The 11,863-nt window shown below is 71.9% G+C and carries 10 protein-coding genes; all 10 read left to right on the top strand.

Going from position 1 to position 11,863, the window contains the following annotated elements:
* Positions 1–255: 255 nt before the first annotated feature.
* The 10 genes from ACFWAR_RS09465 (at position 256) to ACFWAR_RS09420 (ending at position 11,744) form a co-directional block, all read left to right on the top strand.
* Positions 256–1,203 carry an LLM class F420-dependent oxidoreductase gene (locus tag ACFWAR_RS09465; protein WP_385774814.1) on the top strand — a complete coding sequence of 316 codons (948 nt, stop codon included), beginning with the start codon at positions 256–258 and terminating at the stop codon, positions 1,201–1,203.
* A gap of 13 nt (positions 1,204–1,216) precedes the next feature.
* Positions 1,217–2,002, top strand: a complete 786-nt coding sequence (locus ACFWAR_RS09460) for an SDR family NAD(P)-dependent oxidoreductase (RefSeq protein WP_385774812.1) — start codon at positions 1,217–1,219, stop codon at positions 2,000–2,002.
* A 106-nt stretch (positions 2,003–2,108) separates the two neighbouring features.
* Positions 2,109–3,230, top strand: coding sequence for an LLM class flavin-dependent oxidoreductase (locus ACFWAR_RS09455; RefSeq protein WP_385774965.1), 1,122 nt, complete (start codon positions 2,109–2,111; stop codon positions 3,228–3,230).
* A 119-nt stretch (positions 3,231–3,349) separates the two neighbouring features.
* Positions 3,350–5,089: an amidohydrolase family protein gene (locus ACFWAR_RS09450; protein WP_385774810.1), complete on the top strand. Its 1,740-nt coding sequence runs from the start codon at positions 3,350–3,352 to the stop codon at positions 5,087–5,089.
* Complete coding sequence (locus ACFWAR_RS09445) at positions 5,086–6,576, top strand: aldehyde dehydrogenase family protein (RefSeq protein ID WP_385774808.1); 1,491 nt, start codon at positions 5,086–5,088, stop codon at positions 6,574–6,576. Before ACFWAR_RS09450 ends, ACFWAR_RS09445 begins: the two co-directional genes overlap by 4 nt.
* A 242-nt stretch (positions 6,577–6,818) precedes the next feature.
* Positions 6,819–8,393 carry an APC family permease gene (locus ACFWAR_RS09440; protein ID WP_385774806.1) on the top strand — a complete coding sequence of 525 codons (1,575 nt, stop codon included), beginning with the start codon at positions 6,819–6,821 and terminating at the stop codon, positions 8,391–8,393.
* 121 nt (positions 8,394–8,514) lie between these two features.
* The gene (locus ACFWAR_RS09435) at positions 8,515–8,826 is read left to right on the top strand and encodes a hypothetical protein (RefSeq protein WP_385774804.1); all 312 of its coding nucleotides are present in this window, start codon (positions 8,515–8,517) and stop codon (positions 8,824–8,826) included.
* Positions 8,827–8,912: 86 nt separating this feature from the next.
* Positions 8,913–9,959 (top strand): MerR family transcriptional regulator, encoded by a 1,047-nt coding sequence (locus tag ACFWAR_RS09430; protein WP_385774963.1) that lies wholly within the window; start codon positions 8,913–8,915, stop codon positions 9,957–9,959.
* A gap of 125 nt (positions 9,960–10,084) precedes the next feature.
* Positions 10,085–11,137 carry a serine hydrolase domain-containing protein gene (locus ACFWAR_RS09425; RefSeq protein ID WP_385774802.1) on the top strand — a complete coding sequence of 351 codons (1,053 nt, stop codon included), beginning with the start codon at positions 10,085–10,087 and terminating at the stop codon, positions 11,135–11,137.
* Between the two features lie 106 nt (positions 11,138–11,243).
* Positions 11,244–11,744 carry a carboxymuconolactone decarboxylase family protein gene (locus tag ACFWAR_RS09420; protein WP_385774800.1) on the top strand — a complete coding sequence of 167 codons (501 nt, stop codon included), beginning with the start codon at positions 11,244–11,246 and terminating at the stop codon, positions 11,742–11,744.
* Positions 11,745–11,863: the final 119 nt, after the last annotated feature.

The following is an 11,863-nucleotide window of genomic DNA, read 5'->3' as shown; positions in this document are numbered from 1 at the left end:
CCGGACCCGCACGCCGCGGCCGGCTCTGGCGCCGCACCCTAGCCCGCTGACCGGCCGAGGTCCACCGCGGCCCCGCCCGCCCGCGCCCCGCCGACCCGCCACCGCCGACCCGCCCCCACCGTCCCCGTGCCGTCGTACCCCTTGCCTGACGGTCCGTCAGCTACGACGATGGGCCCCGGCATCCGTATGACGAATCGTCAGGTGATGGCGAGGCGGTCGCGGTGGTGGTGACGGCGAAGGCGAGGCGGGGACGGCATGGCGCGTGTGTTTCCGGAAGGTCGGCTGGTCTACGGGATGCAGCTCCCGATCCAGTCGCAGAGCACCATCTACGCCGAGCCCTGGGAGGCGTCGGCCGGGGCCGCCGACCTCGCCGAGGTCGCACGGGCCGCGGACCGGGCCGGGTTCGGGTACCTCGCCTCCTGCGACCACGTGGCGATACCCCGGCGGATGGCCGGGCCGATGAGCACCGTCTGGTACGACCCGGTCGCCACCCTGTCCTTCCTGGCCGCGATCACCGACCACGTACGGCTGCTCAGCCACGTGGCCATCGTCGGCCTGCGGCACCCGCTGATCAGCGCGAAGCAGTACGCGACCCTCGACCACCTCAGCGGCGGCCGGCTGATCCTCGGCGTCGGCGCCGGGCACGTGCAGGAGGAGTTCGAGGCCCTCGGCGTGGACTTCGCCCGGCGCGGCCCGTTGCTCGACGAGACCCTCGACGCGCTGCGGGCGGCCCTCGGGCCCGAGGAGTACCCGGAGTTCGAGGGGGAGACCTTCGCCTTCAAGGACCTGGGTCAGCTGCCGCGCCCGGCCCAGGAGCGGATCCCGGTGTGGGTCGGCGGGTCCTCGCCCGCCGCCGTGCGCCGGGCGGCCGTACGGGGTGACGGCTGGCTGCCGCAGGGCGATCCGCGGGACAAGCTCCCGGCGCAGGTGGCCCGCATCCGCGAGCTGCGCGCGGCCGCCGGGGTCACCGCGCCCATCGAGATGGGCGCGATCACGGAGGCGCTGTACGTCGGCGAGCCCGGCTGGGACACCGGTCGGCGCACCCTCACCGGCAAGGCGGAGGCCCTGGCCGAGTCCCTGCGCGCGTACAAGGCGCTCGGCATGGACCAGATCCAGGTCCGCTTCCGCAGCCGCGACCGGGCCGAACTGGTCGACCAGATCAGCGCTTTCGGGGCCGAGGTCGGCCCCCTCCTCAACGACTGACAGGGGCATCGGCATGGGCAAGCTGGACGGGCGCGTCGTCATCATCACGGGGGCGGCGCGCGGCCAGGGCGAGCAGGAGGCCCGGATCTTCGCCGCCGAGGGCGCGAAGGTGCTGCTGGGCGACGTGCTGGACGAGCAGGGCGCCGCCGTGGCCAAGGAGATAGGGGAGGAGCGGGCCCGGTACGTGCGGCTGGACGTGACCCGGGAGGAGGACTGGGCGGCCGCCGTGGACGCCGCGAAGGAGGCCTTCGGCGCGATCGACGGCCTGGTCAACAACGCCGGCATCCTGCGCTTCAACGAGCTGGTGAGCACCCCGCTGGCGGAGTTCCAGCAGATCATCCAGGTCAACCAGGTCGGGGCCTTCCTGGGCATCAAGGCGGTCGCCCCCGAGATCGAGGCGGCGGGCGGCGGCACCATCGTCAACACCTCGTCCTACACGGGGCTGACGGGCATGGCCTACGTGGGCGGCTACGCCGCCACCAAGGCGGCCATCCTCGGCCTGACCCGGGTGGCCGCGCTGGAGCTGGCCGCCAAGAACATCCGGGTCAACGCGATGTGCCCGGGCGCCGTGGACACGCCGATGGCCAACCCCGGGCTGCTGGACCCGGCGGGGATGACGGACGAGGCCCGGGACGCGATGGCGGACCTCTACAAGCGGGTCGTGCCGATGGGGCGGGTGGGCCGCCCGGACGAGATCGCGCGCCTGGCCCTGTTCCTGACCAGCGAGGACTCCTCGTACATCACCGGCCAGCCGTTCGTGATCGACGGCGGCTGGATGGCCGGCGTCAGCATCCTCTGACCCCGCATCTGATGGAGCGTCAGGTATTGACGGCTCCGGTGCTCGGTGGAACAGTCAGGCCCATCAAATCTGACGCAACGTCAGAAACCTAAGGACGGTGAACCCCTTGGAATTCGGGCTCTTTGTGCAGGGATACGTGGCTGAGGCGCGTTCTAAGGTCGACCCCGAGGCAGAGCACAAGGCGCTGATCGAGGAGACCGAGTACGTCATCCAGGCCGACAAGTCCGGCTTCAAGTACGCCTGGGCCTCCGAGCACCACTTCCTGGAGGAGTACTCGCACCTTTCGGCGAACGAGGTCTTCCTCGGGTACCTCGCCCACGCCACGGAGCGCATCCACCTCGGCTCCGGCATCTTCAACCCGCTGGCCCCGGTGAACCACCCGGTCAAGGTGGCCGAGAAGGTCGCCATGCTCGACCACCTCTCCAAGGGCCGCTTCGAGTTCGGCACCGGCCGCGGCGCGGGCAGCCACGAGATCCTCGGCTTCCTCCCGGGCATCGAGGACATGAACGGCACCAAGGAGATCTGGGAGGAGACCATCGCGGAGTTCCCCAAGATGTTCCTCCAGGAGGAGTACGAGGGGTTCCAGGGCAAGCACTGGTCGCTGCCGCCGCGGAAGATCTTCCCCAAGCCGTACGGCAAGGCGCACCCGGCCATGTGGTACGCCGCCGGTTCCCCGGCCTCGTACGCGATGGCGGCCAAGAAGGGCCTCGGCGTCCTCGGCTTCAGCGTCCAGAAGGTCTCCGACATGGCCTGGGTGCTGGAGCAGTACAAGACGGCCATCCAGGAGGCGAAGGCCATCGGCGCCTTCGTCAACGACAACGTCATGGTCACCTCGACCGCGATCTGCGCCGAGACCCACGACAAGGCCGTCGAGATAGCGGTCAACGCCAACATGAACCGCTTCCAGTCGCTGGTCTTCCGCTACCACGACACCTTCCCGCGGCCCGAGGCGATCCCGCAGTGGCCCGAGATCCTCCCCGAGTACAACGCGGAGATCATCGAGCTGCTGATCGCCGAGGAGCTGCTGATCTGCGGCGACCCGTCCGAGGTGCTCCAGCAGTGCAAGCGGTGGGAGCAGGCCGGCGCCGACCAGCTGTCCTTCGGCCTGCCGACCGGCGTCTCCTACGAGGACACGATGAACACCGTCAAGCTCATCGGGGAGCACGTGATCCCGAAGATCGACACGGACCCGGTCCACCGGACGACCCGCTTCCGCGACGCGGTCTGATCCCCCACGCCTCAAACGCCGGCGAGGCTGGAAATCCAGCCCCGCCGGCGTTTGAGGCGCCGCCGGAGGCACCCGAGCGACCGCGCACCACACCGCACCGCACCGCCAGAAGGGACGTCATGCTCGACCACCTGATCAGGGGCGCCACCGTCGTGGACGGTACGGGCGCCCCCGCCCGCGTGGCGGACGTCGGGATACGCGACGGCCGCATCGCCGTCGTCGCGGAGCCCGGCACCGTCACCGAGCCCGCCCGGACCACGGAGGACGCGCACGGCCTCGTCCTGACCCCCGGCTTCATCGACCCGCACACGCACTACGACGCCCAGCTCTTCTGGGACCCCTACGCGACCCCCTCCATGAACCACGGCGTCACCACCGTCGCCGGCGGCAACTGCGGCTTCACCCTGGCCCCCCTCCACCCGGACCGCCCCGAGGACGCCGACTACACGCGCCGGATGATGAGCAAGGTCGAGGGCATGGCCCTCAAGGCCCTGGAGGAGGGCGTCGACTGGAGCTGGTCCGGCTTCGACGAGTACCTCGCCGCCCTCGACGGCCGGATCGCCGTCAACGCCGGGTTCATGGTCGGCCACTGCGCGCTGCGCCGCCACGTCATGGGCGAGGACGCGGTGGGCGGGCAGCCCACGCCCGAGCAGATGCAGCAGATGCTGGACCTCTTCCACGACGCGATGGACGCGGGCGCCTGGGGCCTGTCGACCACCCAGTCCGCCACCCACTCCGACGGCGCGGGCGCCCCCGTCGCCTCCCGGCACGCGCGGCCCGAGGAACTCCTCGCCCTCTCCCGGGCGGTCGGCGAACACGAGGGCACCCAGCTCGAAGCGATCGTCGCGGGCTGCCTGGACCAGTTCGCGGACGAGGAGATAGACCTCTTCGTCGAGATGAGCGCCGCCGCCGGGCGGCCGCTGAACTGGAACGTGCTGACCATCGACGCCGCCGTCCCCGAGCGGGTACCGCGCCAGCTCCTGCCGAGCGAGCGGGCCCGCAAGGCCGGCGGCCGGATCGTCGCGCTCACCATGCCGATCCTGACCCCGATGAACATGTCGCTCGGCACCTTCTGCGCGCTGAACCTGATCCCCGGCTGGGGCGAGGTCCTCGGCCTGCCCGTGCCCGAGCGGATCGCGAAGCTGCGCGACGCGGACGTACGGGCCGAGATGCTGCGCCGCGCCGACAGCAAGGAGGCCGGGGTCTTCCGGCGCCTCGCGGACTTCGGGCGCTACGTCATCGGGGACACCTACACCGAGGAGAACGCCGGGCTCTCGGGCCGCGTGGTCAACGACATCGCGGCTGAGCGCGGCCAGGACCCCTTCCACTGCCTGGTGGAGATCTGCGCGGCCGACGGGCTGCGCACCGTGCTGTGGCCGATGCCCACCGACAACGACCCGGCGAGCTGGGCGCTGCGCCAGGAGACCTGGCAGCACGAGGACGTGATGCTGGGCGGCTCGGACGCGGGCGCGCACCTGGACCGGATGTGCGGGGCGCCGTACACGACCCGCTTCCTCGGGGACTGCCTGCGCGGGCGCAAGCTGGTGCCGCTGGAGCAGGCGGTGCGGATGCTGACGGACGACCCGGCCCAGCTGTTCGGGCTGCGCGAGCGGGGCCGGATCGCCGAGGGCTGGCACGCGGACCTGGTCCTCTTCGACCCGGAGCGGATCGAGGCGGGCCCCGCCACGCTGGTGCACGACCTGCCGGGGGACAGCCCGCGGCTGGACTCGCGGGCGATCGGCGTCGTGTCCGTACGGGTCAACGGGGTGGAGACGATCCGCGACGACGAAGTGACGGGGGCCGTGCCGGGGATCGTGCTCCGGTCGGGCCGGGACACGAGGACGGTGAGCACGCGTTGAGCACCACAGGTCAGGCAGGTGCGGGGGACCGGCCGCAGCAGCTGTTGATCAACGGCGAATGGGTGGCGCCCGCGGGCGGCCACTACGAGGTGGTCAACCCGGCGGACGAGTCGGTGGTCGGCCTGGCCCCCGAGGCCTCGCGGCAGCAGGTCCACGAGGCCGCCGCCGCGGCCCGGGACGCCTTCGCGAGCTGGTCCCGTACGAAGCCGCAGGAGCGGGCCGAGATCCTGGACCGGGCCGCGGACATCATGCAGCGCGAGTACGAGCCGTGGGCGCGCCTCGCCCAGGCGGAGACCGGCGCCCCCACCGGCATCGCCCGCGGCATGCAGGTCGGCGTCGGGGTGGCCCGCTTCCGGCGGTACGCGAAGGGCGCGCTCGAACCGGTCGAGCGGGGTCTGCCGCCGCAGGTCACCGAGGCCGGACCGATGGGCGCGGCCAGCGTCCTGGGCGCGCTGGAGATCCGCCAGCCGGTCGGGGTGGTCACCTGCATCACCTCCTACAACAACCCCTGGGCCAACCCGGCGGGCAAGGTGGCCCCCGCGCTGGCCATGGGCAACACGGTCGTGGTCAAGCCCGCCCCGCAGGATCCGCTGTCGGTGTTCAAGATGGCGGCGGCGCTCCAGGAGGCCGGTGCGCCGCCCGGGGTGGTGAACGTGGTCAACGGGACCTCGGTGGAGGTCGGCGAGGCGGCCGTGGACTGCCCGGACGTGGACATGGTGTCCTTCACCGGTTCGACGGGCGTCGGGCAGAAGATCGCGGAGGTCTGCGGCCGGACCATGAAGCGGCAGCTGATGGAGCTGGGCGGCAAGGGCGCGGCGGTCGTCTTCGACGACGCGGACCTCGACGCGGCGGTGATGGGGATCGGGACCACCTTCTCCTTCTACAGCGGCCAGATCTGCACGGCCCCGACCCGGGTGATCGCCCAGCGCGGGATCCACGACCAGCTCGTCGAGAAGCTGACGGGCTACCTGGGCTTCATGAAGGTCGGCGACCCGGGCGAGCGCGGCACGGTGGTCGGCCCGGTGATCTCCGCGGCGCACCGGGACCGGGTGGAGTCGTACGTCGAGCTGGGCCGCAAGGAAGGGGCGCGGATCGCGCACGGCGGCGAGCGCCCGGTGGTGGGGCCGCACGGCAAGGGCTTCTACGTCGCCCCGACCCTGCTCGTGGACTGCACGAACGACATGCGGGTGGTCCGGGAGGAGATCTTCGGCCCGGTGGTCGTGGTGGTCCCCTTCGACGACGAGGAGGAGGGGATCGCGCTGGCCAACGACAGCGACTTCGGGCTGCTGCACTACGTGTGGTCCGGGGACGCGGCGCGGGCCTTCCGGGTGGCGCGGCGGATGCGCGCGGGCGGGGTCGGCGTGAACACGATCGGCCGCAACATGGAGGCCCCGTTCGGCGGCTTCAAGCGGAGCGGGGTCGGGCGGGACGTGGGCTCGTACGCGCTGCACGCCTACAGCGAGATCCAGTCCATCGTGTGGACTTGATGCACGCTTGACCAAAATTTGATCGGGAAAGTTTGAAGTCCGGCATATCGGACATGGCTGCGGTTTCCGTATGCCGAAAGATGGCATCCGGTCCCGCCGAAACGATGATCGGCGGGACCGTGAACCTTTCATTAAGTGATCGCCCGGTCTATTGACCTCAAGATTCAAAGGGAATTCCGGGACCTTTGAACCGGACTTATGTCCTCCGGATGTGGAAACCGCACCGTCTAACGTCCCTTCACATGACACAGCTGGACGCTCGGCCTCGGGTCGCAGACACGGTAAGCGGCGCCGCCGGCACGGCGGGCCCGGACGGCGGCGTGCGCGGCAAGGGCCTCGGCAAGGGCTCCGTCGGCCTCCTGGGCAGCGCCGTCATCGGCATCTCCACCGTCGCCCCGGTCTACTGCCTGACCTCCACCCTCGGCTCCACCGCCGGTGAGGTCGGCGTCCAGATGCCCGCCGTGTTCCTGGCCGGGTTCCTGCCGATGCTGCTCGTCGCCTTCGCCTACCGCGAGCTGAACAAGGCGATGCCCGACTGCGGCACCTCCTTCACCTGGACCGTCAAGGCCTTCGGGCCCCGCGTCGGCTGGATGTGCGGCTGGGGCCTGGTGATCGCCACGATCATCGTGCTCTCCAACCTGGCGGGCGTCGCCACCTCCTACTTCTGGCTCCTCGCGGGCGAGATCACCGGCGATCCGGGCATCGCGGCCCTGGACGACAACAAACTCGTCCACATCGCCACCTGCCTCAGCCTGATCGCGGTCGCCACCGCCATCAGCTACCGCGGCATGACCGCCACCAAGGGCATCCAGTACACCCTGGTCGGCCTCCAGCTCGTCGTGCTCGCCGTCTTCGTCGCGATGGCCCTCCAGAAGGCCTCCGCCGGCACCTTCGACACCGGGCTCGACTTCTCCTGGCAGTGGATGAACCCCTTCGCGGTCGAATCCATGGCCTCCTTCACCGCCGGACTCTCGCTCTCGATCTTCATGTACTGGGGCTGGGACGCCTGCCTGGCCACCAACGAGGAGACCACCGGCTCCGCGAAGACCCCCGGCCGCGCCTCGCTCATCGCGATGGTCGTCCTGGTCGGCTCCTACCTGGCCACCGGCATCGTCGCGCAGATGGCCGTCGGCTCCGGCGACAAGGGCCTCGGCCTCGGCAACCCCGAGACCTCCGGCAACGTCTTCGCCGCCCTGGCCGGCCCGGTCATGGGCCCCGGCCTCGGCGTCCTGCTCTTCATCGCGGTCCTCGCCTCGGCCACCGCCTCCCTCCAGACGACCTTCATCCCCGTCGCCCGCACGGTCCTGGCCATGGCCACCTACGAGGCCCTGCCGCCCGCGTACGCGAAGGTCCACCCGAGGTTCAAGACCCCCGGCCGCGCGACCGTCATGGCGGGCGCGGCGACCGGCACCTTCTACACCGTGATGACGCTGATCAGCGAGAACGTCCTCACCGACACGATCTTCGCGCTCGGCCTGATGATCTGCTTCTACTACTCCCTGACGGCCTTCGCCTGCGCCTGGTACTTCCGCGGCGAGCTGCGCCGCTCCACCCGCGACCTGCTCTTCAAGGGCGTCTTCCCGGTCGCCGGCGGGCTGCTCCTGGCCACCGTCTTCTGCAAGACCCTGATCGACATGTGGAACCCGTCCTACGGCTCCGGCTCCACGGTCCTCGGCGTCGGCAGCGTCTTCGTCATCGGCGTGGGCCTGCTGCTCCTGGGCCTGATCGTCATGCTGGTCACCGAACGCCGCAGCCCCGACTTCTTCCGCGGCCGCGTCCTGACCAAGGCGACCCCCTCGCTGGTCGTCAACGACTGACCCGAACCCCGCACCGGCGGGCCCGACCCGTCGACGGCCCGGGTGACCCGTACGTCAACGGGCCGGGGCGAGGCGGGGTGAGCCGGGGTGACCCGCGGGGGCCGGGGTCGTTGGGCGGGGCATGAACGCCATGAAGCGCACCCTCGCCGCCCTGGTCCTCTCCGGCGGCGCCGCCATCGCCCTCACCCCCGGGCTCGCCCAGGCCGCCGACCAGACGACGCCGCAGGGCCCGCCGATCACCGCGCGGCTCGGCGAGATCGTCGACAACCCGAGCGGGGCCGTCAAGGACGCGAAGACCGCCGTCGGCGTGGCCGCCGGCGCCGCCAAGACCTCCGCCCACGCCACCGACAGCTCCCTCGCGGGCACCGGCACCGCCCTGGAGACCGGCCTGCCGAAGACCCCGAAGGTCGGCGGCGCACCCGCGGGCCACTGACCCGCCGCCCCCGCTGACGCACCGGCGCCCGCAGACTTGACCCTCGACCTGGTGGAGGTCGCACAGTCAAGGGCGTGGAGAACGACATGCGCGACGAGCGCGCCATGCGCAGCATCGGCGAAATGGCGCGGGACAGCGGCCTGGGCGTGAGCGCCCTGCGGTTCTACGACCGTGCGGGCGTCCTGATGCCCGCACGGGTCGACCCGGCGACCGGATACCGCTGGTACGGGCCCGAGCAGCTCGACGAGGCACGCGTCCTGGCCCGGCTGCGCCGGGCCGGGATGCCCCTGGCGGACATCCGGCTCGTCCTCGCGGGCTGGTCCGGCGCGGACACCGGGCTGGTGCCGAGCCTGCTGGACGGCCATCTGCGCCGCCTGGAGCGCGGCCTCACCGAGGCGCGCACGGAGTTCTCCGCGATACGAGCGCTACTCGCACCCAAGGGGACCTCCGTGACCACCAGCACCGCCCGCCTGACCGTGCCCGCCGCCGCCCTCGCGGCCGCCCTCGACGCCGTCCGCTTCGCCGCCGGCAGCGACCCCGAGCTCCCGCTGCTCGGCGGGGTCCTCTTCGACATCGAGGGGCGCGACCTGCACCTCGTGGCCACCGACCGCTACCGGATGGCCGTCGCCCGCACCGCCACCACCGGCCACGACGGCGAACGGGTCCAGGTGACCGTGCCCACCCCGCTCGTCGACGCCATGCGCGCCCTGCTGACCGACGACGACGCCCCGGCCCGCCTCACCGTGGCCGGCGACCGGGTGGAGCTGGAGACCCGCGGGCGCGAGGCCGCGGGGCAGGGCCTCGGCGAGGACTTCCCCGACTACCGGCGCCTGACCCGGCTGCCCGAGGGCCGCCGGATCCCCCTCGACGTCCCGGCCCTGCGCGACGCGCTCGCCGACCGGGCCGAGGACGTGTGCACCCTCGTCCTGACGGCGGACGCGGTCACCGTCGCCGGGGGCGACGACGAGCCGACCGGCGAGCGCGTCGGGGTCAACCCCGGCTACCTCCTGGAGGCCCTCGCCGCCGACGAACTCCTCCTGGAGTACGTCGGCCCCAAGGCCCCCCTCGTCGTGCTGCGCCCCGACAGCGAGGACACCTTCTCCCTCCTGATGCCGGTCAGCCTCGACGCCTGACCCCTGAGGCGGGGCAAGGGTGGCCTCGGGGTCGCGCCAGGGCCGTCACCCATGGGAAACACGCGCCGTGACCAGCAGAGTTGGCGTCGCCGAAGACATCCCCGACGCCCCTCCAGGAGCACCCCATGCGCAGGTTCCGCCAGCTGGCCGCCGCCGGCCTCGTCCTCGCCGCCGTCACCGCCGGAGCGGCCGTCCCCGCGGCGGTGGCGGCCCCGGCGCCGAGCGGGACCCGCGCCGCCGTGCCCGCCTACGACCCCGCGGCGGTGGCGGACCTGCTGCGCAGGCTCCCGGACGACGTCACCGCGGGCGGCCTCGCCCGGGTGGCGGGCGCGGGCCTGCGCACACCGTGGACCGGCACCGCCGCAGGGGTCCCCGCCGACGCGCGCTTCCCGATCGGGAGCGTCAGCAAGACCTTCACGGGCGCCGTGGTGCTCCAGCTCGTCGCCGAACACCGCATCGGTCTCGACGAGCCCGTACGCCGCCACCTCCCCGAGCTGCTCCCCGCCGCGTACTCGACCGTCACCGTCCGCCAACTCCTGGACCACACCAGCGACTTCCCCATGGCCACCCAGGTGCCCGGCGACCCGCGCACCCTGGTCACCGCCTCCTTCGCCGCCGACACCCACACCCCGGCCCCCGGCGCCGAGCAGCAGTACAACGGCCTGAACTACTTCGTCCTCGGCCTCCTCGTCGAGCGCGTCGCGGGGCGCACGTACGCGGAGGAACTCCAGCGCCGCGTCCTGCGCCCCCTGGGCCTGCGCGACACGGGCCTCTCCACCGACCCGCGGGTGGCCTACTTCTGGGCCGAGGGCGGCCTCGTCTCCACCGCGGCGGACCTCGACCGCTTCCAGACGGCCCTGCTGCGCGGCCGCCTGCTGCCCCCGGCCCAACAGGCGGCCCTCTTCGAGGTCCCGGCCGTCCCGGGCGCCGGGACCAACACCTGCCTCACCCGCGCCGCGTGCTTCAGCGCGGGCGGCCTGATGAAGGTCGACCTGCCGGGCGGCGTCACCGTCTGGGGCAAGACGGGCTCCAGCGGGACCGCCTGGACGAGCGGCATGTTCGCCACGAAGGACCTGCGCCGCCACCTCGTCTACGCCCTCAACCCCCGTCCCGAAGCGCCCGGCGCGCTCCAGCGCAAGCGCGTGGTGGACCTGGCGACGGCGGCCTTCTCGAACTAGTCGCGGATTTCCTCCGCAGTCCTGTCACATCCGTGCGTCGAGATGGGTCATGGGTGTGTAGACGACGAGAGGGGCGGCGCAGCCGCCACCGTGAGAGGGGAACGCCATGGACACGAAGACCGATGTGGAGCGGATCGCGGGCTCGCGGATGTCCGACCCGACCGAGCTGATCCCGGAGCTGGCGACCATCGCCGGCGCGCTCTTCAAGGCGACGGGCAACCGCTCGGTGCCGCGCTCCACCATCGGACTGATCCAGCTGCGGGCGGGGCAGATCGTCGGCAACACCTACCTGACGGTCATGCACTCGACCTTGCTCCGCAAGGCGGGCGAGTCGGAGGAGCGCATCACGGCCGTCGCGTCCTGGAGGGACGCGCCGTTCTTCACCCCGGCCGAGCGAGTGGCCCTGGAACTGCTCGAGGCGGTCATCCTGCCGAACGCCCAGGGCGAGCGCGTCTCCGACGAGCTCTACGCCCGAGCGGCCGACCAGTACGACCCCAAGGCACTCGCCACCCTGACGATGGCGATCGGCCAGGTCAACTTCTTCTCCGCCCTGGCCCTGATCGGCAAGCCCCTGCCGGGCAAGTCGCCGTCGGAGCAGTGGACCTGAGGGGGGGTGGTGGGGGGCGTGGGGGGGGGGGCGCCGGGGGGGGGGGGGGGGGGGTGAAAAAAAAAACACACAACCCCAAACCGCGTGGAAGAAGATATGGAAGAAAGGGTTGTAAGTTA

The sequence above is a fragment of the Streptomyces sp. NPDC059917 genome, from assembly GCF_042730635.1.
Classification (GTDB): Bacteria; Actinomycetota; Actinomycetes; order Streptomycetales; family Streptomycetaceae; genus Streptomyces.
Note: the sequence above shows the minus strand (reverse complement) of the source record. Positions and strands in the feature narration are given on the sequence as shown.